Genomic DNA, 21,173 nt, shown 5'->3' with positions numbered 1-21,173 from the left:
GCTGGTTATCGCTGGTATTCGATAAGTTACTCATGTTTTGCCGGATCAGTTGTCATGTCTCATACCGTGTCTCCTGCTGCCCCTTCGAGGAGTACACGTACTCAGTTGCGTTCGAGTTCAATCGGGTGGGTCGCGAGCAAGGAGAGGGGCAGCGGCTGGCGGCGCAGCACGTGTGCCCACAGGTCGGGGCGGCCGGTGCTGATCGGATCGGACGGCAACGCCGACAGCACGATCCAGTCGTCGTTCTCCAACTCGCCTTCCAGCTGCCCGAAGGTCCAGCCCGCGTAGCCCGCGAAGACCCGGATGCCCTCGACGAAGGGGCCGATCCGTTCGGGGTCGGCGTCCAGGTCGACCAGGACGACCCGGCCGTCGATCCGGCGCAGTCCGGGTACGTTCTCGATCCGCGCGCCGACCCGGACGGTGCCGAGGCACAGCGCCGCGTCTCGTTTCACCGGGCCGCCGATGAACAGCGTGCGTGGCGCGGCGACCGCGTCGGTCCATCGGGGTAGCACGTCGTGCACGGCCGTGTCGCTCGGACGGTTCAGCACGACCCCCAGGCTGCCCGCCTCGTTGTGCTCGATGATGTAGACGACGGTGCGCCGGAAGGTGGGTTCGACCAGTTCGGTGGCCGATACCAGCAGAGTTCCCGCGCGCACCACCTGCTCGCCGTGCCGGAAATCGCGCCGTTTGCGGTCACCATGCCCGCCGCGAGTTTGCCGATCGTCGGGGTCTTCTGCGCGTGCCACCCCGACATCATCTCAGCTGTTCGCCCACAATGCGCCTTCTGCGACCGACTTCTGTCTTCCAGATTTGCCCAGCGGATGTCGGCGGCCGTCGCGCCCATTCTCCGGCATCGTAGAGTCCAGACCATGGAACCGCCCGAGGTGCGACTCGAGAACAGCGACAGCGTGTACGACTTCTATCGCGAGCATCGCCAGAATCGACTGCAGGCTTGGGGGGCGTACGCCATTCTCGGCCGCCGATACCATCCGCGTGTCGCCTACGCCGAAGGCGCGCGCGAAGTTCTCCGCAGGGTGATCAAACAGGGGCGTCCGCTGTTGATCGCCATCAACCACCTGTCCGAGAACGACCCGTACACCGTCGCGGCGGCGGCTTGGCGCAGCGGGCTGCGGCCGGTGATCGGGCGGGTGCGCGTGCTGGCCAAGGACGAACTGTTCGTGGAACCCGACCAGCGGCGCAAGATCGACATGATGGGCGGCATCCCGGTGTTCCGTGGCAAGGACCACGGCATCCGCGCGGTGAACGCGGCCGGTCAGCGCATGATGGACATCTGCGCTGAGCGGATGGCCCGCGGCGACGGAGTCGCGGTGTTTCCCGAGGGCACCTGCAACGATGTCGACCCGACCAAGGTGCAGACCGTGGGCAGCGGGATCGGGCACATCGCGTTCCGCGCGATGAAGCTCGATGCCGAGCCGGTGCTGCTGTCCATCGGGCTGAGCTACGGGCCGCGCCCGGATCCGGCGGTGCAGCCGACAAGGGAGGAGGCGAAGTCGGCCAGCTTCTACTTCGGTGTGCCGGTGCTCGACCTGCCGACCCGGCCCGGTGACATCGCCCGGTTGGTGCGCGCGGACCTGCAACAGGCGTTGGACGGCGCCGTCGCGGCGTACTGAGAGGTCGTGCCTGCACCTCGCCGACGCTCGGCTCCAGCATGAGCGCGGTGGGTGTGCCGATATTCGCCTCTTACAGGGGCAGGTTCAGCCGGTCTCTGGCCCAGTGCGGCACCATCGTCAGGTATTCGGGGCGGGTCTCGATGAAGTGATGGACCGTCCGGCACATCGGCAGCGCGCCGAGCTTGTCGTCGCGGGTGCTGTTCAGCGCGGTTTCGACCAGCAGCCGTGCATAGCCCTGGCCCTCGTAGCGCGAATAGATCTCGGTGTGCACGAACGCCCGCTCGGACGCTGTGTCCTGGTATTCGGCATAGCCTGCGATCGCACCGTCGACGTAGATCTCGAAGCGTTCCAGTGCGGTGTTGTTGCTGACCTCGGTCGACATGGCTCGACGCTACTCCGGTGGGTCGGCAACCGGGTAACCACCAGGTCGACCGGGCGAAATCCCGCCCCGACTTGTCTGTCGGCCCAGGTCTGCGCAGAATGCTGTTGATCGAGGCGTCCTCTCGCGAGCGGGGCAGGCCCGGGGAGGTACGCAATATGATGAGGACACTGCGCATTTCGCGGGTCGCGGCAACCGTGGTCGCAGCGAGCCTGCTCGGGGGATCAAGTGTCACCGGCCTTGCACACGCCGAGCCGGGCATGGTGTTCGGGGTGTGTCCCGACCGCGCCGTGACGGCCGGCCGCGGCGTGCAGTGCGCTGTCGTCAGCGTGCCGATGAACTATGCGGAGCCGACCGGGCCGAAGATCGAGCTGACTGTCAGCCGGATCGTGGCGAGCGGCAAGCGCGCGGGCGTCCTCTTCGCCAATCCCGGTGGCCCCGGCGCCGACGCACTGGACTACTGGGCGCGACGGTCCGATATGTTCCCCACCGACCTCGGCGCGCACTACGACCTCGTCGCCGTCCAGCCGCGTGGACTGCGCTGGGCCACGCCGCTCGACTGCGCGGCGGGTGCGAAAACCGAAGAGGGCGAGCATGTTTCGATTGGTGGCGGCGACCGCGATGCCATCAAGAAGGCCTGCGACGCCGCCCGCCCCGGCTACCTGGACACCATTACCACCGAAAACACCGCGCGCGATTTGGACGCCGTGCGCGCCGCGCTCGGGCTGGAGCGGATCAGCTACCTCGGCACCTCCTACGGCACCTATCTCGGCGCGGTGTACGCGGCGCTGTTCCCCGAACGGGTGGATCGGATGATCCTGGACTCCAATGTCAACCCGGACTGGGTGTGGACGGAGGAGTTCGCCCAGCAACAGGTGGCGGGCAAGCAGCGCCTCGACGACCTGTTCGCTTGGATCGGCGAACACGACAGCGAATACCACCTCGGCGAGACGGCGCTGCAGGTCTACCGGAACTGGGTCCGGCTGGCGGCCGATCAGGGCGGCGGCTGGTACGCCAACCTGACCCCGCCGCCCGCGAGTGTCGCCGATCTGCCCGGCGCGCTGCCCGAGCCGCTCGCCGAGATCGCGCGTGACGGCTACAACGGCAGCGTCGAACAGCTGGGCAAACTGCAGAACCTGCTGCGCACCTTGGTCTCCGGCGGCGTATCGGCGCAGGTGCCGCTGCTCGGCGCGACCGCTGTCGCCACCTACACACGCACGTTCTGGCCGATCTTCGCCCGCGCGATGGCCGACGTGGCCGCCGACCCGGCAAATGTGCAACGGCTGCGCGCCATCGAGGGCGCGACCTCGACCGACCCCACCGGCCGTTTCGTCTTCGCCGCCGTCACCTGCAACGAGAACGCCGTGTCTGGCAGGCCGGAGCTGCTCGGCACCGCGGTCGGCACCATCGCCTCCGGCGGTGACGCCATGGACGCGCGCGCCGACCTGGTCCGGTCCGGGATGGCCTGTGGTGCTTGGAAGCCGGTGACGAAGCCGGTGCGGATCACCGGGGCCGGTCTGCGCACCCCGCCGCTGGTACTGCAGAGCCGCCACGACGCGTTGACCCAATACGAGGGTGGCCCGGCCATGGCGAAGGCGCTGAACGGTGCGCTGATCACGGTAGATGGCGGCGACCACGGAACCTTCGGCCGCGGCAATGCCGCTGTGGACGAGGCAGTGCTGACCTATCTGCGGACCGGCCAGGTCACCATCACCCAGGCCGACCAGGCTCCGCTGCCTGCGAGCTGATCGAGGGCCGTCGTGCGGTTGTCCCGGCGGCACCCGACAATATGGGGATGACGCGCACGTCCGCACCCCGGGTGATTCTCGCTCCGGACAAATTCAAAGGATCGCTCAGCGCACCGCAGGTGTCGGCGGCCCTTGCCGCGGGTTTCGCGCGGGTCGTGCCGGAAGCCGACATCCGGCAGGTGCCGGTCGCCGATGGCGGTGATGGCACGGTCGAGGCGTTCGTCGCCGCGGGCTGGACGCGGGTCGAACTGACCGCTCCTGGGCCCACCGGTGTGCTGTGCCGCACCGCCTACGCGAGGCATGAAGCGACCGCTGTCGTCGAACTGGCCGCGGTGGTCGGTCTGGCGAAACTGCCCGGGGGGCGGCACGATCCGCTCGACTCGAGCACTTACGGGCTCGGCGTAGTCCTGGCGCATGCCATGGACAACGGCGTCACCGATATCGTGCTCGGTCTCGGCGGCAGCGCATCCACCGACGGCGGCGCGGGCATGCTGCAAGCGCTCGGTGTCCGCGTCCTGGACTCCGACGGGCGGGAATTACCCACCGGCGGAGCCGTTTTGGCACGCGCCGCACGTGTGGACCGCTCCGGGCTGCATCCTGCGGTCGCCGGCACGACCTTCACCCTGGCCTGCGACGTCGACAATCCGTTGCTCGGGCCGACCGGCGCCGTCGCGGTGTACGCACCGCAGAAAGGCGCGGGCCCTGCCGAGCTCGATGTCCTCGAATCCGCGCTCGCCACCTGGGCGCGCGTCGCAGGCCCCGACTTCGCACTCCATCCCGGCGCGGGCGCTGCGGGCGGAACGGGTTTCGGCGCACTCGCAGTGCTCGACGCGCGGGTGCGCAGCGGCATCGAAGTCGTGCTCGAACTTCTCGACTTTCCCGCGCTGCTCGCCGCCGCCGCCCTCGTGATCACCGGCGAGGGATCACTGGACCGGCAAAGTCTGCACGGCAAGGCGCCGGTCGGCGTATGCGCGGCGGCCCGTGCCGCCGACGTCCCGGCGATTGCCGTTGTCGGCCGTACTTTGCTTGCGCCCCAAGAGGTTCGGGACGCGGGCTTCACGCGCTGTTATGCGCTCGCCGACCTGGAATCCGATCCGGGCCGCTCGATGGCCGACGCGGCGGCGCTGCTCGAGCGCATCGGTGCGCGGATCGCGGTCGACAATCCGGTCTAACCCGCGGACGCCAGGAGGTTCGCGGCGAGTTCGTGTCGATGCCGCTCGCCCCACTCCTCGAGCGGACGCAGGGCGACTGCCAATTCCTCGCCGAGTGGAGTGAGGGAATATTCGACGCGCGGAGGGACCTCGGCGTAGACCTCGCGGTGGACTACACCGCTGGACTCGAGTTGGCGCAGGTTTTCGGTGAGAACCTTCTCGCTGACGCCGTCGAGCAGGCGGCGGATCTGGCCGAAGCGCTGCGGGCCCGCGCCGAGCACCCACATCAGATGCAGTTTCCACTTGCCGCCGACGACATCGATCGCGAGCGTCATGCCGCATACATCGTGATCCGTGTCACTGCTCATGCCCACCGCACTCCTTTGACCTCATGTCGAACCTCGAGGTAAGCAACCACACCCCGACGTTCGGTCTTCCCGACTCTACCTGCGGCAACGACCATGGATCCCGGCGCCGACAACAACCGAACGAGAACTGAAGGGACACCTCATGTCCGAACAGACCCCCCGATCCGTCTCCGTCGTCGGTCTCGGTCCGATGGGCCAGGCGATGGTCCGAGCCTTCCTGGACGCGGGTGTCGAGGTGACGGTGTGGAACCGCAGCCCCGACAAGATCGACGCCATGGCCGAACTCGGTGCCAAGCGCGCCACGACCGTTGCCGACGCGCTCGACGCCAACGAGGTCACAGTGCTCAGCCTCACCCACTACGCCGCCATGTACGACGTGCTCGGCCAGGTGACCGACCACCTCAAGGGCAAGGTGATCGCGAACCTGTCCTCGGATTCCCCCGAGAAGGCACGAAAGGGTGCGGAGTGGGTCCGCGCGCACGGCGCACAGTTTCTCTCCGGCGGCGTCATGTCGGCGGGTGACAACATCACGCACCCGGCGTCGTACATCTTCTACAGCGGTCCACAGGAGGTGTTCGACGCGCACGCCGAGCTGCTGCGCCCGTTGAGCCCGCAGGAGTACCTCGGGGCCGACGACGGTCTTGCGCAGGTCTTCTACCAGGCCCTGCTGACCATCTTCCATCCTTGGCTGCTCGCCTTCGACCAGGCGACCGCGGTGATCGATCGCTCCGGCCACGACATCGCGAGGTTCATTCCGTTCGCGATCCGCTCGGCCGCCGCATTCCCCTACTTCATGGAGGAGCACTCGGTCGCCAACCAGAATGGCGGCTGGGCCACGCTGGCAAGCCTGAAGATGATGGACGCCGGCGCCCAGCACATCATCGACGCGAGCGAGGAAGTCGGCGTCGACGCCACCTTCTCGCATACGGCGCAGGCGTTCTGGCGCAAGGCCATTGCCGCCAGTGAGCAGGCGGGTACGGCGGTCTCCACCTATGCGTTGATGCGCGGGGACATGTAAACACCAGAGTCCCAGCTGGATTCGACAAGAGGTGGCGGTGGAAAAGACGACCGCGCCGCCGCCTCGTGTCGGCCTCCACCGGGCTCCCGGTGCCTCGGTGTCGGCGTCGATGCCGATCCAGGCCCAGTCGTAGATGCGGGGGACTTTGGTGCCGGCGCCAACCGATAGCGGCTGCCACACGGTGGCCGGCAGACCAGCGGCGAGCCGGTCTGCGCGGGCGGGGCCGATGCCGACGCGTCGGTCGCAGGCGATGGCCAGCACGTATCCGATGCCGCGGGCCTCCAGAGCGGCCCGCAGTTTCGGATCAGCGCCGTAGGCCTCGTCACCGGTCACTCATGGTGCGGCCACGCCAGCGTCCAAGGCGCGGGTGATCATTGCCTGCGCCAGTTGCGGTTTGGTCGCGAACTCCACCGATTCCGGCACGGCCCGAGCACATCGCCCAGGGTCGCTGGTCCAGGACTTCGGCAGGTACAGGGCACGATCGATGAAGGTGTGCCCGTGCGGGGTTGAATAGGTCAAGAACACCGCTACCTGCAAGTTCTCGAAACGTCCTGCGGTGCCGGTGTACTGGCGCTGGACACCGACGGTGGCCGTGGCCTTCTCGAGATCGCCGGTTTCGTCCACGATGAGGATCACGTCGGTATCGCCGAGCTGTTCCACGACATAGTCGCGCAGATCGTCGCGCACCCCCGTCAGCGTCCCAGCTGGCACGAGACAGCAAGTGCTGCACGGCATCCGACGTGGTCGTAGCCAGCCTGTTCCGACAGTGTCCAGCAGTTCTTGTCCGGCAGCTCCGAGACCAGACCGGCCACCATGTCCCGTGCGGTGCGGCGCGTCTCGACACGTCGGAACCGCCCGACCACACGCTCCATCAGGTCCTCGAAGCCGTCCTGCCACCGGTCACCCGCCGCGCTGTGCGCGGCGGTCACCGCGAATTCAGTTGTCTTACACACAAATACGACAGGATTACGTGGTAACCACCCTTCACCGGTACCGACACGCCGACACCCAGAACCCGATCGTGATCGGGCCGCCCGCCTGGTCACGATCTACTGCTGAGTCTAGGCTCCCGGCATGAGCGCGGCGCAAACCGAGGACAGCCGACCGGGGAACCGACGATTGTGGTCACAGCTTCGCAGGTATCTTCTGCTTGTCTGCACCGTCGTGGCTTGCCTTGGGATACTCGTCTCGGCGAGCAAGCCGGCGAGCGCCGAGCTGATGTCGTTGTCGCCGTTCTTGATCCTCGCGTGGGCATTCATGGTTGTTGCGGTGTTCTGCGTGGTCATCGTCTACCCGATTATGGCAGTCCGATCTCGGCGGCTTCGGGTAGCTGAGCTCGGCCCCCTGGTTGCTCCCGCACTGATAATCGCGCTCACTGCGATTTTATGGAGCGCAGACCTGCCAATGGCTGTGCGCTGGCACTTCTCGGCGCACGCATTCGACGATGCTGCACGGCAGGTGCGCGCCGGTGTCGATCCACGAACGTTCGAAGGTGACCGCCTTGGCCTTTTTCGCATTCGCGGTGTGGAACTCAACGGCGATCGCGGTGTGGAACGTCGCGGCGACGACGTCTACTTCAGGACTGGCCCCATGGTGGCCTATTGCTCGATGGGAAGTGGCTTTGCCAATCTTTCTGGCCACCAGCCCGTGACAGGCGCATTACATCACCTCAGCGGCGACTGGTATTGGTTCTGTTTCAACAGCAGCGAAGAACGGGTGATAGTGCCCGACCACCCCATCGGAGCAGAACACTAGCCGGTGACGAACCGCTAGCCTGAAGTTCTGATGTACTTCGGATTTCCAGCCATTTTCGTCTGTACGGCCCAGCATTTGAGCCATGCCGTCTCGAAATCGGTTACCGAAGTTCCGTGCGGCTCCGCGTCGTGCGCTCTCGCGTCGCCAGGATTCCATGCGTAATCAGCGGCGAAACAGTATGTTTCGTGAGCGCAGTGGGCAATCTGAGGACCAGGAGTCATTCATTACGGCGTTGGACTCGATCGACCGACCAATCACTATCGAGGTACGTTGGCTGCTGTAGGCACGTCGATGCGCCCGTGCAACACGACGGTCGCGCTCCGGCGGATACCGGGTGTCCTCCTGGTCCGCGGTCCACAAAGGTCTTGCTGATGCATGGTGACATAGCAGGGTGTATGTTTCCCGTGGTGACATATGAGTGCCACGACCGCGACGGGCAGTACTGGCGCAGTTACGGCAACGAATTGTGGGAGTTCACCGACGACGGGCTCATGCGCCGCCGCGAGGCCAGCATCAACGACGTCGCCATTACCGAGAGCGACCGGCGAATTCGCGGGCCTCGCCCTGCCCGCGAGCGTGGACTGCTGCTGCCGATCCAGTGAGCAGGAAATGGCGATTACTCATCTAGCCGAATCCGACTGGTGGGCTGGGGCGGTCGACGAGCCCCGTACGACTACAAGTCAGGGGGCGAGCTGCGAGCGAAGATCGTGACTCTGGCAAGCGCCCGATGCACACGAGCCAGGCGATTCGGCTACGGCCTGCTGCTGCGGCCGAGCTCGGAATGCTGAAACCGTAGACCGGTTGACCCTCGGGTCAGTTCCGGAACGCATCCACGTTGCGGGTGCACCAGTCGGCGAACGTGCGCGGCGTACGGCCGGTCAGTCGCTCAACCGTTTCGGTGCGCAGCCCCACAGTGTCGGCTCGCATCACGGCGAATCCTTCGACAATGGCATCCGCCAGGACCTTTGGCGCGCCGCTGGGGAAGCGGGCACGAACCGCCTCTTCCGCGTTGGCGACATCGCGTACGGCAATCGTTCGGCCGAGCGTCTTCGCCAAGATCTCGACTTGCTCGGGGACGGTGAGCACCTCAGCGCCCGTGAGGATGTACTCGTGGCCCTCGTGTCCGTCCTCGGTCAAGGCGACCGCCGCGACGGCGGCGATATCGGCCGGATCGATCGGCGCATGCCTGCCGGGACCGATCGGGTTGAGCACGTATCCCTCGTCGCGGATGGTGCCGACCCATTCCAGTGCGTTGGTCATGAACCCGCCGGGGCGTAGGAACGTCGCGGGGATGCCCGACGCACGGATCAGTTCCTCTCGCTCGTGATGCCAGCGACCCATGGCGGGCATCGGATCGCCGAGAACGTTGGTCGAGGACAGATGCACGATCCGGCGTACACCGGCCGCCAGCGCGGCGTCGATCGCGTGCCGGGCATGTGCGGTACCGATACCTGGCGTCAGCAGGAACAACGCGTGGACGTCGTCGAAAGCCGTTGTCAGCGTCGATGGTTGGTCCAGATCGGCGACTGCGGGCCGCGTCCGGTTCGGTAGGCCTGCGGCGCGCAGCGGATCACGAACCAGGGTCCGGAATTCCACCCCCTTGGCGTCCAGCTCCCGCGCGAGTTCTCTGCCGACGTTCCCCGTGGATCCGGTGATCAGTAGCATTGCTTCTCCAGATTTCATTTGCCGTCTAGTGATCGTGAAGGACATTAGCCGGCTAATGATTAGCCGTCAATCGACCTGGAGGGGGTCCGTGATGCCCGAGTTTCTGGACCTGCACGGCAAGACCAACAAGGTCGTGCGCGCCGCTGCGGGTGCCGCTGTCCGCCGTCATGGCCTGCACCTCGGCCAGGATCATCTGCTGGCGGTGCTGTGGGAGCGCGACGGCCGGACGCCCGGGGAGGTGGCCGCCGCTTTGAACGTCACCACGCCCACCGTGGTCAAGATGGCCACCCGCATGGCCGATGCCGGACTCCTCGAACGCCGCCGCGACGACAATGACAACCGCCTGGTCCGCCTATGGCTCAGTGACGCAGGCCGTCGCCTCCGTCGCCCGATTCAAGCGGAACGCCAATCCCTCGAGGACCTTCTCACCGCAGGCCTCACTTCGACCGAACGCAAGCACCTGTTTACCGCCTTGGCGAAGATTCACCGCGCCGCCACCGAAATCCTGGCCACGGCAACCGGATCCGCCGATAGCCACTGAAGAATTCGTGCAAATGGCGCATGGCGGAGGTGGGGTGCGCGAAAGGCCTCCGTGGTGCGCCTCTCGTCGGAGGTGATGCATGGTCGGAAGAAGTGAGAGCGGTGCTCTTGACTTTGGGTCGGGATCTGTGGAACATCTCTCTCTATAGAGAGCAGTGCTCACAACAAGGAGTAAGTCATGGATCTCGGCACCCGCTACATCGGCCCCTCTGGCATCGATCCGATCACGAACCGGATCGCTAACCTGCTGCCCAGGCTCGGGATCAGCGTGATGGGATCGCGCCTGCTCGCGGTTCGCGGACGCAAGAGTGGCGAGTGGCGGACCACGATGGTCAACCTGATGGTGCGGGAGGATGGCGCCCGCTTCCTTGTCGCACCGCGTGGGCACACACAGTGGGTGCGTAACCTGCGTGCGGCGGGCGGCGGCGAGCTGCGGCTCGGTCGCAAGGTCGAGGCGTTCACCGCCGCCGAGGTCGCCGACGCCGACAAGGTGCCGCTGCTGCGGCTTTACCTGCAGAAGTGGGGCTGGGAGGTCGGCAAGTTCTTCGAGGGCGTGACCAAAAACGCCACCGACGGGGAGCTTGCCGCCATCGCGCCCGGCTTTCCGGTGTTCCAGATCAAGTGACGAATCGCCGGAGTCGTCAAGCCCGATCGAGGCGAACTCGACCGGCTCACGCCGAGCGGGCGAGGAATTCGATCGCGGCGGCGTAACCCTGGATTCCCATCCCCGCGACCACCGCGGTGGCGATCGGGGAGATGTAGGAGTGGTGCCGGAACTCCTCTCGCGCGTGCACGTTGCTGATGTGCACCTCGATGATGGGGAGCTCCGGAATCACCAGTGCGTCTCGCAGCGCCACCGAGGTGTGGGTGAAGCCGCCGGGGTTGATGACGATGCCCGACTCGGCGCCGCGCGCCTGATGGATTCGATCGATCAGCGCCCCCTCGGAATTGGACTGGAAGGCGACGATCTCCCTGTCGAATCTCGCAGCGGTCTGCTTGCACAATTCCACGACGTCGTCCAGCGTCGCCGACCCGTACACCTCCGGCTGACGGGTGCCGAGCATGTTCAGATTAGGGCCGTTGAGGACGAGGATCGGGCCCGGGGTCGCGTCGACAGTCGCAGCCATGCACGCAACACTAGACCCGCCCGACCTACAGCCCCTGCGGCCCTTCCGAACGTAGGTCGTCCACTTTGCGCATCGCGTCGCGCAACTCCGCCAGCCACGACTCCGCGTGTTTGCCCGCCAGTTTCACGGTCCAGGCCAGCGCGTCGGCGCGGGAGCGGGCAACGCCCGCGTCGACCAGGGTGTCGAGTACCTTTCGTTCCGGCTGACGCAGCCGGGTCATGACGGGAACGGCCAGGTGGGTGAACATGATCCGTTCCCCGTCCACCGAGACGCCCCAGGCGACATTGCGTCGGTAGCGGTGCTGCGCCTCGTTCGCGATCTGCATGCGGGCCGGGCGGGTGGACTCGCGGAACCGGGCGACAGCGCCCTCTTTGGTCGCGCGCGGAACTTCGTCGGTCGGCGCTTCCGCGTCGCCCTCGTCGGCGGCCGGTGGCTTCTCGGGTTGCGGGATCGGCAACTCGCCTATGACGACGATCTCGTCCCGGTCCACCTCGATGACTGGCGGACCGGTGAACCAGTCGTTTGGCAACCGTCCGGCGAACCAGTCGGGCACATCTGCTGGATCCGGAAGGTCGGCCTGTTGCCAGCCTCCTGGGCGCCCGAAACCCCGTCCTCGGTGTGCGTTTCTCATGAGGATCACCTACTTACTGTGATGTTGCGCTTCCATTGATTACAAGATTACGTCGCAAGGCACACCTGTGGTTCCGCCCTGCGCGAACAGGATGCGGTCCTCGACTGCGGCGCTTGGAACGGCGCGGTCGGGGTACCCCCGAAGACACGGCCTGAGTAACTGCACGACTTCGCGCGAAGGCCGGTACGGTAGCGGCGCCGGGTAGGTGGACAAGATCGTGAACGGTCTCCCGAGATGGAAGGTTTCGGACACAATTGGGATGCTGAGCATGGATAACGTCCGGATGACGGAGGCGAAACGGACAGGTATTTTCAGGTACGGTGGTCTTGTTACTGGAGTGACAAGAGTGAAGAGTGGGCGATATGGATGTGTGGGGATCTCGCCGCTTTCGCGTTCGGGGCGCAATGGCACTCATGGGGGTGGCATCGCTCGCGATCGGGATCGGCTCGTGCGGGATACACGAGAAGCAGAGTGAAGCCGAGACCGTTGTCGAACGCTTCACCGATCTGCTCGACGATCAGGATTACGCCAAGGCGGCGGACCTGACGTCGTACCCCACGGCGGCCTCAGCAACATTGAAGCAAATGTTTGAGGGCCTCCATCCGGGCAAGGTCGACTACCGGAAGACCCAATTCATCGGGCTCGATGCCCAGTCCGCGATCTTCAGCATGGACGTCGACTGGAGCTTCGGAGAGCAGAAGACCTGGAACTACAGCCTGCAGGGCAACGTCCGCAAGCTGGCCATCGGCTGGCGGATCTCCTGGGAGCCCACGCTCGCCATGCCGCAGCTTTCGCACAATCGCACCGTCCAGCTGGTGCGGACGCTGCCGTCGCCCGCGCCTCGGGTCAACGACATCGCCGGTGAGCCGCTGATGACCGAGCAGACCATCAATGTGATCAAGCTCGACCCCGCGAAGACGCCGGACCTGGTCGCCTCTACCGACGCGCTGGCCAAGGCCATCGAGCCGGTGGCGCCGCTGATCACCGGGGCATCGCTCATGCAACAACTGGCCGCCTCGCAGGGCAAACCGGTGGTCGCGGTGAATCTGCGCGAGGGCGATTTCGCCATCCTGGAACCGCGGATGGCCCCGATTCCCGGCGTGGTCATGGAGAAGCAGCCGCGGCTGATCTCCGCCGACCGCCGGGTCTGGTCGCCGATGCTGGACGCGCTGCGCAAGGTGCAGCAGGACAGCCAGGAGGCGCACTCCGGGTGGGGTGTCCAACTTTTCGAGCAGGACGGACGGTTCGTCGGTCAGCTCGCCGGCCAGCAGGGCCCACCGGGGCCGGATATCGCGGGCACCATGGACCAGCGCCTGCAGCGCGCTGCCGAGGACGCGGTGGTCAGCGTGGGTACACCCGCCTCGATCGTGGCGATCCAGCCCTCCAGCGGCGCGGTGGTGGCGGTCGCGCAGAACAGTTACGCCACCGAGCACGGTCCGGTGGCGTTCACCGGGCTCTACCCGGTCGGCGGGAACATCGAGTTGTTCCGTCTCGTCGCCGCAGTGGCAAAAGGGAAGCCGCCGCAGGACGTCTCGGTGCAGGACGCGGCCGAGGCGGCGACCACCCTCGGGGTCGGCATCGACTTCAAAGTGCCCGGTCTCGATGAGGTGACCGGCAGACTCGCGATCGCGGGACGCAGCGCCGAGCAAGTGCGCCAGGGCGGTGGTTCGGACGCGGTGCTGGCCAGCCCGTTCGGAATGGCGATCGCCGCGGCAGCCGTCGCGCGCGGCTCGGTGCCGCCGCCGATGATCGAGGTCGCCCGGCCGAGCACCACCGACGCCCAGCTCGGTCCGCTGTCGCCCGAGGCCACCGACCGGCTGCGTGGAAGACTGCGCGACTCGACGAACGTGCCCGAACTCGCAAGCGTGCGGCGCTACCGGGACGTCAACGCGTTCGCCGCGACCGCAGGCCAGGACGGCTGGCTCATCGGGACCATGGGCGACCTGGCCTTCGCGATCCACATCAGCGACGTGGACAGCGGCGACGCGACGGCCCGCATGGCGGCCAGGATGCTGCAGGCGCTGGCTACCCCGGAACCCTGATCAGCTCAAGGCTTTGATCGCCGCGCGCCAGCCGAGCAGGAACAGTGCGAGCACCGCGCTCGCGACCAGCACGAAACCGAGTGCTGTTCCCTGACCACTGACCACACGCAGCAGCATGCCGCCGCCGAGGGTGCCGAGCCAGACGAGGACCCCCGTGGGCCACGGGGCAATGCCGTCGAACCGCTCACGGTCGACCTTGCCGATTTGTCGGCCGACCGCGGCGGCGGCGGTCCAGCCGGCCGCGAGTCCGATCGCGAAGGGCCACAGGGTCCGCAGCAGTCCGGCGAGTACCGCTTCGTCGTGGCTGTGCCTGCCGATCACACAGAAGAGGGAGACGAGTAGCGCGTCCGCCACCAGCGGCACCAGTTTCCTCACGCGGGAAAGCGTAGTGGGCGCACCGGAACCGCACCCGCCGACACGGTCGCGGGGGCTTGCTCGCCGGTGGTCGATCGCCGAAACGCTGCCGCATCAGATTACAGTCGCCGCTGCTCGAATTCCTTTTCGAACTCGGCGTCGTCGGCCTGCCGAGTGCGGAACCGGAACAGGAAGACGATCCAGCCGACTATAGCGACCAGGATGAAGCTCACCAGCCGGTACACGAACGCCGCGGCGACTGCCTGTGCGGCGGGCAGTCCGGCGGCCGCGGTGAGGCCGTATATCAGCGTCGCGTCGACATAGACGATGCCGCCGGGCGCGAACGGAATCGAGCCGACCGCCTTGCCCACGGTGAACGCGAGCAGCAGTCCGGCGACCCGCGGGTCGGCGCCCACCGCGTAACACGCCGCACCGAGGCAGGCTACGTCGGCGAACCGGTGCACCAGCGCCCACACGGTGACCCATGCGCCGTCACGCTTGCCGAGGTCGACCGATTCCAGCTGGCCGAGCACATCGGCGATCTTGCCGGCGCCCTGGTCCGGCGGGCGCTTGCGCAACCGGTTGGCCAGCGTGAGTAATCTGCGCAGCAGCGTGTCCAGCGAGCCGGGATGGTGCGACACATAGTTGCCCGCCCAGACCAGCGCGGCGACGGCGGCCAGCGAGAGGATCAGCTTGAACGGGCCGACCCGGCCACCGGCCAGCAGCGTTCCGCCCACGCCGAGCAGCGCCAGACCCACCGCGGCGACCACGCCGGAGAAGACCAGCTGCCATGACGCGACGATCGGGCTCGCGCCCCAGCGCCTGGTCTGCCGATAAGTGAAGGCGGTGGAGAACACCTGGCCCGCGGGCAGGGTCACCGACATGGCGGTCGCGCCGTAGACCACCGCGACGGATTTGCGCTGGCTGACGGCGACGCCGCCCGCGTTGAGCAGTTGTTTCTGCACCCTCGCGAAACCGCTCATCGACAACGCCTGCATCCAGATACAGGCCGCTACCCAGCCCCAATGTATCTCGGTGAGCTTTCGCCAGGATTCGTGCAGGCGCGGCCAGAGATACACGCCCTCGGCGATGAGCAACGCCAGCAGGGCGACCCCGAGCAGCCATTTGAGCCACCAGAATTTGCCACGGCGGGAATCCGCCGTGGGCGGCGGCGCAGGTTGTCCTGCCAGTTCCCCGTTGGCCGTCACGCCGTCAGCCTAACGAACGCACCGATTCGACGTCTGCATCGTCGCGCGCGTCGGCCCCTTCTTTCGGCCAGGCCAACAGCGTTTTTCTGCGCCTGCCACGCAGCTGCACCTCGTCGCCGGTCTCCCACTGGTCCTGCTCGCTTTCATCGGCGAAATACAGTGCGCTGCCTGAGGCAAGTGTCCGGCCGGGCCGGTCCTTGGCCAGTTCGGTGAGTCGGGACGCCTCGTTGACCGGGTCTCCGATCACGGTGTATTCGAAACGGTTTGCGGCACCGATATTTCCAGCGACGGCAAGACCGGCCGAAACACCGATTCCGATATCGAGACCCGGAACTTCCCGCAGAGTTTCGCGCAGTTCGCGCGCGGCGGCCAGCGCGGCGGTCGGCGCGTCCGGCCGGTCCAGCGGCGCGCCGAAGATGGCCAGAGCCGCGTCACCGACGAACTTGTTCACGAAGCCGTTGTGTCGGTCGATCACATCGACCACAATGCGGAAGAACTCGTTGAGCAGGCTCACCACCTCGGTGGGTGGGCGCTCGGCAGCCGTCGCGGTGGAACCGACCATGTCGACGAACAGCACCGCGACGAAACGGGTCTCGCCGCCGAGTTCGGTGCCGTAGTCGAGCGCGCGCTGCGCCACTTCCTCGCCGACATGCTGGCCGAACAACTCCTGCAGCTGACGGCGCTTGGCGGCCTCTTCCATCATCCGGTTGAAGCCGACCTGCAGCAGCCCGATCTCGCTGCCGTCGAAGACCTCGACCTGCACGTCGCGTGCGCCCCCCTGCACCCGGTCGATGGCCTGGCTGAGCTGGCGTACCGGGTCGGAGATACTGGAGCCGGTGAGCATGGACAGCGCGAGGGCCTGCATGATCACCACGCCACACAGCAGCAGGATGGAGATGGCCAGCGACTGCGCGGAGAACTTCACCTCCGAGGAGATCTGGGTGACGCACAGCAGCACGATGGCGATGGTCGGAGCGAAGGTACCCATGCCCCAGGTCATCGCCATCCTGGTGCCGACGCCCGGGGTGAGGGTGTGGTCGAAGATCCCCTCGGTCAGCGCCTGGGCCGCGACCGGGCGCAGGATGCGTTCGCCCAGCATGTAGGTGAAGCCGAACACGATGGTGGCGGCCATGCATTCGGTGATGATGACCGCGCCCGCCAGCGCGGGGGTGTCCTTGATGATCACCGCCGCGAGGATCGCACCGCCGATCAGCCACAGTGCCAGATGCAGGATCGCCTGGCGTAGCGGAGCGTGCAGCGCGGCCATCTGCTCTTGGCGGCTGGGCGGTCCGCCGCGCATCTGCCAGCGCATCACCGGACGCAGCATCAGCGCGGAAGCAGCCATGCTGAGCAGGCCGCCGGTCGCGAAGACCAGGGCTGGGATCAGCAGGCCGGTGCGCCTGGCACCAGAGGCCTCACCCTCGGGGACCGGCAGCCCGTATTGGATGAACGCCCACACCAGAACTGCGCCGAAAGCATTCGCAAGCAGCATCGATGTCAGGTACAGCGGCCAGCGCGTTCGCATGGTCTGTTTGACCGCTTCCAAAGGCGCCGACACGAGACCAATCTAGCGTTTCGATCATGTGAGTATGTTCGCGGCGCTGGACGCCCATCAGGCGCTGCCGCGCCTTCGCTCGGCCCCGCGCGGCTGCCGGCGGACAGAGTCCGGCTGCGCCCGTTAGGCTCACGGAGATGACCGACCCGAAGTCAAGTTCAGCGCGGAAGGGCGGCCTGGCGGGGCCTGCCGCGGAAGCGGTGCATCCGATCGTGCGCGTCTCGGCGGAGTGGGGCTGGCGGCTGCTGGTGCTGTTCGCGCTGGCGATCACGCTCGCGACGATCGTGCAAAGACTGGCCACGGTGGTCATCCCGCTCGCCATCGCGCTGCTCGCGGCCGCGCTGCTCGCACCGCTGGTGGATTGGATGCAGCGGCTGGGGGTGCCTCGCGCGGTGGGGGTCTTCGTCGCGCTGGTCGGGTCGCTCGGTGTGGTCGCGGGGATCATGACCTTCGTCGTCGAGCAGTTCGTCGCCGGTGTGCCGCAGCTGACCGACGAGTTCACCCACAGCATCCATCAGATCCAGGACTGGCTGATCAGCGGGCCGCTGCAACTGAGCAACGAGCAAATTCGCAACGCCGGCGACACCATCGTCAAGGCCATCCAGTCCAATCAGGACAGCCTGACCAGCGGGGCGCTCACCACCGCGACCGTCATCGGCGAATTGCTCACCGGTATTTTTCTGACACTGTTCATCCTCATCTTCTTTCTCTACAGCGGCGATCAGATCTGGCGGTTCGTCACGAGGATCATTCCTACCGGGCAGCGGGAGCGGGTGCGCACCGCGGGGCAGCTCGGGTTCGGGACGCTGGTCGGGTTCGTCCGCGCGACCGTGGCGGTCGCGGCAGTGGACGCCATCGGCATCGGTGCGGGGCTCGGCATTCTCGGTGTGCCGCTGGCGCTTCCGCTGGCCTCGCTGGTGTTCATCGGCGCGTTCATCCCGATCATCGGTGCTTTCCTCGCCGGGTTCATCGCGGTGTTCATCGCGCTTGTGACCAAGGGCCTGGTCACCGCCCTGATCGTGCTCGGCATCATCATCGCGGTGATGCAGCTCGAGGGCCACGTGCTGCAGCCGCTGCTGCTCGGCCGGGCGGTCAGCATCCATCCGCTCGCCGTGGTGCTGGCGATCACCGCGGGCGTGGTGCTCGGCGGGATCGCGGGTGGTCTGCTTGCCGTGCCGTTCGTCGCGGTGATGAACACGGCGATCCGGTCGTTGCTCGCGGACAGTCCCGAGGAGCTGTTCGAGGAACTGCAGACCGGCGACGAATACCGCAAGCTGTATTCGGCCGAACCAGATCAACCCGATCCCGGCCGGTTCGACGTGGCCGCGACGCTGGTCGAGGCCGCGGAGAAGAAGGCGGAATCCGGCTCCACCGGTCCGGAACCCGATGACGGCGCGTCAGCCGTGAATCGGGGATCGCCCTGATGTGTCCGGAGCCGGACGCTCGGTAACCTCGACAGCATGGGCGGCCTCGAATCGGTATCCAATGCGGTCGGCTCCGGCGGCGGGGTGGGCGACCGGGAACTGCGCGTATCAGACGCGGAGCGCGAACACGTCGGTCAACTGCTGCAGCGCGCCGTCGGGCTCGGCATGCTCTCGCTCGGCGAGTTCACCGAGCGGATGGACACCGCGCTGGTCGCCAAGACCCGTGGGGAACTGAACGCCGTGCTCATCGATCTGCCCGGCGTCCGCCTGGTCGGCCGGCCCGTCGTACCGGCCCCGACCTTCGTGAACACTTCACCGTCGCTGGTCAAGAACCAGCCCGCGAGCGTGCACGCGGGTGGCGTGATCCGTGCGCGTATGTCCGGAGTGAACCGGCGCGGCCCGTGGCAGGTGGCGCCCTCGCTGTACCTGAACACCTGGCTTTCCGGCGTCACCTTGGACTTCACCGAGGCGATCATGTGCACCCAGGTCGTCGAGCTGCGCGTCGACGACTACTGCAGTTCGCTCAACCTGATCGTGCCCGCGGCGGCGACGGTCGACCTCAACGGTCTGGACCTGCTCGGCTCCAGTGTGAACAACAAGGTCCGCACCGGACCGCCGCTGGGGCAGCTGCACCTGGTGGTGCACGGTCGGATGCGTTTCGGGTCGGTGACCGCCAAGCATCCGTTCATCGCGCACTGGCGCCGTTTGATGGGGCGCTGAGCCGGAGTTCACCCGGCTGTCCGTTCCGCGCCGAGCGTCGGATAGTCGGTGTAGCCCTCGGGGCCGCCGACGTACATCAGGTGCGCGTCGCGGACCGGGTTCAAAGGCGCACCCCTCCGCAGCCGCTCGACCAGGTCGGGGTTGGCCAGGAAGGAACGGCCCAACGAGACCAGGTCGGCGCCCGCGGCGAGCAGGCGTTCGGCGGCCTGTTTGCCGCCGTCCTCGGGGAGCGGGACGCCCCAGCCCAGATTCGGGTTGGCGATCAGGGCGCCCGGCCAGAGCGTCCGGATGCGCTGGAAAAGCGGCTGATCCGGATCGGCGAAGACGTAGTGCAGGTAGGCGAGGTCCTTGCCGGCGAGCGCCGAGACGAGAGCGGGGTAGAGGTCGTCGGTGTCGCCCTCGTCGATGCCGTTGACGGTGACTCCGGGGGAGATCCGTACGCCGACGCGCTCTGGACCGATCGCGGCGGCGACCGCATCGACTACCTCGACAGTGAAACGGAGGCGATTGGCCACGGATCCACCGTAGGTGTCGGTACGGTGATTGGTGTTCTGCGCCAGAAACTGGTGCAGCAGATAGCCGTTCGCGCTGTGCACTTCCACTCCGGCGAACCCGGCTGCGATGGCATTGCGCGCGGCGTCCGCGAAATCGGCGATCGTGGAATGGATCTCGGCGACCGACAACTCGTGCGGGACGACCGCGTCCTGCTGCCCGGTGGGGGTGTGGACCGGGTCGGGCAGTGGGATCGGCGAGGGCGCGACCGGAGTCAGCCCGCTGTTGTCCGGATGGCCGACCCGGCCGCCATGCTGGACTTGCAGGAACATCCGCCCGCCCGCCGCGGCGACGGCGTCGGTGACCGCGCGCCAGCCCGCGACGTGTGCGTCGGCGTGAATAGCGGGAATGTTGGGGTAGGTCTGACCGACCCGGTTCGGGGTGGCTGCCTCGGCGATGATGAGGCCGGCGGTGGAGCGCTGTGCGTAGTACGCGGCCATGAGCGGAGTCGGGGTGCCGTCCGCTGCGGCGCGGTTGCGGGTCATCGGGGCCATCACCAGGCGCGAAGGCAGATCGAGTCGGCCGAGCCTGGCGGGCTGGAAGAGATCGGTGGCTACTGCGTTCGTCATGCGGGTATGGTAAAACTTCACATCAATGTGAGGTTCAAGCCGGAACGTGAAAGGCGTGGTGGGAGATGCGAATCGGGGAGCTTGCCGCACGCACCGGCGTCAGCGAGCGGTCGCTGCGCTACTACGAGGAACAGGGGATGCTGGTGTCCGACCGCACGCCCGGCGGCCATCGCGACTACCCGGAACGGGCGGTGGATCGGGTCATCCACATTCAGGAGTTGCTCGCGGCGGGCCTCACCAGCAAGAAGATCGCACGGATTCTGCCGTGTATGCGGGACGCGGACGGCGGCCCCAACGAGTACGCCACCCCGAAGCTGGTGGCCGAGCTGGAGACCGAACGGGATCGCATCACCCGCACCATCGCCGATCTCGTTCGCTCGCGCGAAGTGCTCGATGAGGTGATCGGTCGGGCGGCTGACCGCAGCGCGGTCTAGGTGCCCCGGTGCACCGTGCGAACGCGCGCAGCGGCACCCGACGGTCGCGCTGAAAGTCGGTGGGAGTGGTGGTCGCGTCGGCCCTCTGGTGCGCGCGCCGCCTGCACGGAATGGCGGCGGCCACAGGCGAGGTGCAGTGGATCGCGGCTAGCATCAATACCGTTCAGTTAAGGTCCGTTGATTGTGAGTTTCGGGTCGTGAGTCGGTTGCGGGTGCTGGGTGTGATGGGTGCGTTTTGCTGCCCATTTGAGGATTTTGCGTTTGACGACGCGGGGGTTGGATCGTCTTCGGCGTGCCGGGTT

The 21,173-nt window shown here is 66.9% G+C and carries 23 protein-coding genes and 1 pseudogene; 12 read left to right on the top strand and 12 right to left on the bottom strand.

Annotated features, from left to right (window positions below; genetic code table 11):
* Positions 1-101: 101 nt before the first annotated feature.
* Positions 102-746, bottom strand: coding sequence for a YqgE/AlgH family protein (locus AB4Z47_RS14495; RefSeq protein WP_441951100.1), 645 nt, complete (start codon positions 744-746; stop codon positions 102-104).
* A 123-nt stretch (positions 747-869) separates the two neighbouring features.
* Between AB4Z47_RS14495 and AB4Z47_RS14490 the strand changes: the two genes are divergently transcribed.
* On the top strand, positions 870-1,631 hold the full coding sequence (locus tag AB4Z47_RS14490; protein ID WP_441951098.1) for a lysophospholipid acyltransferase family protein: 762 nt from the start codon (positions 870-872) through the stop codon (positions 1,629-1,631).
* Between the two features lie 70 nt (positions 1,632-1,701).
* On the opposite strand, the gene AB4Z47_RS14485 is transcribed toward AB4Z47_RS14490, so the two are convergent.
* A complete protein-coding gene (locus AB4Z47_RS14485; RefSeq protein ID WP_441951096.1) occupies positions 1,702-2,013 on the bottom strand; it encodes a GNAT family N-acetyltransferase in 312 nt (103 codons plus the stop codon).
* A gap of 155 nt (positions 2,014-2,168) precedes the next feature.
* On the opposite strand from AB4Z47_RS14485, the gene AB4Z47_RS14480 reads away from it, so the two are divergent.
* Together AB4Z47_RS14480 and AB4Z47_RS14475 are read left to right on the top strand one after the other, a co-directional pair.
* On the top strand, positions 2,169-3,758 hold the full coding sequence (locus tag AB4Z47_RS14480; protein ID WP_441951094.1) for an alpha/beta hydrolase: 1,590 nt from the start codon (positions 2,169-2,171) through the stop codon (positions 3,756-3,758).
* A 47-nt stretch (positions 3,759-3,805) separates the two neighbouring features.
* Positions 3,806-4,930: a glycerate kinase gene (locus AB4Z47_RS14475; RefSeq protein WP_441951092.1), complete on the top strand. Its 1,125-nt coding sequence runs from the start codon at positions 3,806-3,808 to the stop codon at positions 4,928-4,930.
* Here AB4Z47_RS14475 and AB4Z47_RS14470 read toward each other — a convergent pair.
* Positions 4,927-5,277 (bottom strand): winged helix-turn-helix transcriptional regulator, encoded by a 351-nt coding sequence (locus AB4Z47_RS14470; RefSeq protein WP_441951090.1) that lies wholly within the window; start codon positions 5,275-5,277, stop codon positions 4,927-4,929. The two genes, AB4Z47_RS14475 and AB4Z47_RS14470, sit on opposite strands and share 4 nt — an antisense overlap.
* A gap of 142 nt (positions 5,278-5,419) precedes the next feature.
* Between AB4Z47_RS14470 and AB4Z47_RS14465 the strand changes: the two genes are divergently transcribed.
* Entirely contained in the window at positions 5,420-6,295 is an 876-nt protein-coding gene (locus AB4Z47_RS14465) for an NAD(P)-dependent oxidoreductase (protein WP_441951089.1), read from the top strand.
* 333 nt (positions 6,296-6,628) lie between these two features.
* On the opposite strand, the gene AB4Z47_RS14460 is transcribed toward AB4Z47_RS14465, so the two are convergent.
* Both AB4Z47_RS14460 and AB4Z47_RS14455 read right to left on the bottom strand, forming a co-directional pair.
* Complete coding sequence (locus AB4Z47_RS14460) at positions 6,629-6,982, bottom strand: transposase (protein ID WP_441951088.1); 354 nt, start codon at positions 6,980-6,982, stop codon at positions 6,629-6,631.
* Positions 6,983-6,987: 5 nt separating this feature from the next.
* On the bottom strand, positions 6,988-7,248 hold the full coding sequence (locus tag AB4Z47_RS14455; RefSeq protein WP_441951087.1) for a hypothetical protein: 261 nt from the start codon (positions 7,246-7,248) through the stop codon (positions 6,988-6,990).
* 121 nt (positions 7,249-7,369) lie between these two features.
* Here AB4Z47_RS14455 and AB4Z47_RS14450 point away from each other — a divergent pair, with 121 nt between their 5' ends.
* Complete coding sequence (locus AB4Z47_RS14450; RefSeq protein ID WP_441951085.1) at positions 7,370-8,050, top strand: hypothetical protein; 681 nt, start codon at positions 7,370-7,372, stop codon at positions 8,048-8,050.
* A 413-nt stretch (positions 8,051-8,463) separates the two neighbouring features.
* Positions 8,464-8,652: pseudogene (locus tag AB4Z47_RS14445) on the top strand (DUF1348 family protein); the annotation flags it as partial.
* Positions 8,653-8,863: 211 nt separating this feature from the next.
* On the opposite strand, the gene AB4Z47_RS14440 reads toward AB4Z47_RS14445, so the two are convergent.
* Positions 8,864-9,715: an NAD(P)H-binding protein gene (locus tag AB4Z47_RS14440; RefSeq protein WP_441951083.1), complete on the bottom strand. Its 852-nt coding sequence runs from the start codon at positions 9,713-9,715 to the stop codon at positions 8,864-8,866.
* 91 nt (positions 9,716-9,806) lie between these two features.
* On the opposite strand from AB4Z47_RS14440, the gene AB4Z47_RS14435 reads away from it, so the two are divergent.
* Both AB4Z47_RS14435 and AB4Z47_RS14430 read left to right on the top strand, forming a co-directional pair.
* Positions 9,807-10,256 (top strand): MarR family winged helix-turn-helix transcriptional regulator, encoded by a 450-nt coding sequence (locus tag AB4Z47_RS14435; RefSeq protein WP_441951082.1) that lies wholly within the window; start codon positions 9,807-9,809, stop codon positions 10,254-10,256.
* Positions 10,257-10,433: 177 nt separating this feature from the next.
* Positions 10,434-10,880 (top strand): nitroreductase family deazaflavin-dependent oxidoreductase, encoded by a 447-nt coding sequence (locus AB4Z47_RS14430; protein WP_441951080.1) that lies wholly within the window; start codon positions 10,434-10,436, stop codon positions 10,878-10,880.
* Between the two features lie 46 nt (positions 10,881-10,926).
* On the opposite strand, the gene aroQ is transcribed toward AB4Z47_RS14430, so the two are convergent.
* Positions 10,927-11,382 (bottom strand): type II 3-dehydroquinate dehydratase, encoded by a 456-nt coding sequence (gene aroQ / locus AB4Z47_RS14425; RefSeq protein WP_441951079.1) that lies wholly within the window; start codon positions 11,380-11,382, stop codon positions 10,927-10,929.
* Between the two features lie 25 nt (positions 11,383-11,407).
* Entirely contained in the window at positions 11,408-12,013 is a 606-nt protein-coding gene (locus AB4Z47_RS14420) for a hypothetical protein (RefSeq protein WP_441951077.1), read from the bottom strand.
* 413 nt (positions 12,014-12,426) lie between these two features.
* Here AB4Z47_RS14420 and AB4Z47_RS14415 point away from each other — a divergent pair, with 413 nt between their 5' ends.
* A complete protein-coding gene (locus AB4Z47_RS14415; RefSeq protein ID WP_441951075.1) occupies positions 12,427-14,055 on the top strand; it encodes an NTF2-like N-terminal transpeptidase domain-containing protein in 1,629 nt (542 codons plus the stop codon).
* Here AB4Z47_RS14415 and AB4Z47_RS14410 read toward each other — a convergent pair whose 3' ends face one another.
* The 3 genes from AB4Z47_RS14410 to AB4Z47_RS14400 all read right to left on the bottom strand — a co-directional run bounded on the left by AB4Z47_RS14410 (position 14,056) and on the right by AB4Z47_RS14400 (position 17,142).
* Positions 14,056-14,430 carry a DUF3054 domain-containing protein gene (locus AB4Z47_RS14410; RefSeq protein WP_441951074.1) on the bottom strand — a complete coding sequence of 125 codons (375 nt, stop codon included), beginning with the start codon at positions 14,428-14,430 and terminating at the stop codon, positions 14,056-14,058. It abuts the gene before it with no gap.
* A gap of 98 nt (positions 14,431-14,528) precedes the next feature.
* On the bottom strand, positions 14,529-15,617 hold the full coding sequence (locus AB4Z47_RS14405) for a lysylphosphatidylglycerol synthase transmembrane domain-containing protein (RefSeq protein WP_441951073.1): 1,089 nt from the start codon (positions 15,615-15,617) through the stop codon (positions 14,529-14,531).
* Between the two features lie 4 nt (positions 15,618-15,621).
* A complete protein-coding gene (locus tag AB4Z47_RS14400; RefSeq protein WP_441951235.1) occupies positions 15,622-17,142 on the bottom strand; it encodes an adenylate/guanylate cyclase domain-containing protein in 1,521 nt (506 codons plus the stop codon).
* A gap of 167 nt (positions 17,143-17,309) precedes the next feature.
* Between AB4Z47_RS14400 and AB4Z47_RS14395 the strand changes: the two genes are divergently transcribed.
* On the top strand, positions 17,310-18,596 hold the full coding sequence (locus tag AB4Z47_RS14395; protein WP_441951071.1) for an AI-2E family transporter: 1,287 nt from the start codon (positions 17,310-17,312) through the stop codon (positions 18,594-18,596).
* Between the two features lie 84 nt (positions 18,597-18,680).
* Positions 18,681-19,316, top strand: a complete 636-nt coding sequence (locus AB4Z47_RS14390) for a DUF1707 SHOCT-like domain-containing protein (RefSeq protein WP_441951234.1) — start codon at positions 18,681-18,683, stop codon at positions 19,314-19,316.
* 8 nt (positions 19,317-19,324) lie between these two features.
* Here AB4Z47_RS14390 and AB4Z47_RS14385 read toward each other — a convergent pair whose 3' ends face one another.
* Positions 19,325-20,437 (bottom strand): alkene reductase, encoded by a 1,113-nt coding sequence (locus tag AB4Z47_RS14385; protein WP_441951070.1) that lies wholly within the window; start codon positions 20,435-20,437, stop codon positions 19,325-19,327.
* 65 nt (positions 20,438-20,502) lie between these two features.
* Between AB4Z47_RS14385 and AB4Z47_RS14380 the strand changes: the two genes are divergently transcribed.
* On the top strand, positions 20,503-20,871 hold the full coding sequence (locus AB4Z47_RS14380) for a MerR family transcriptional regulator (RefSeq protein WP_441951068.1): 369 nt from the start codon (positions 20,503-20,505) through the stop codon (positions 20,869-20,871).
* Positions 20,872-21,173 lie beyond the last annotated feature (302 nt).

This window comes from Nocardia sp. 2TAF39 (assembly GCF_052114905.1).
Lineage (GTDB): Bacteria > Actinomycetota > Actinomycetes > Mycobacteriales > Mycobacteriaceae > Nocardia.
Note: the sequence above shows the minus strand (reverse complement) of the source record. Positions and strands in the feature narration are given on the sequence as shown.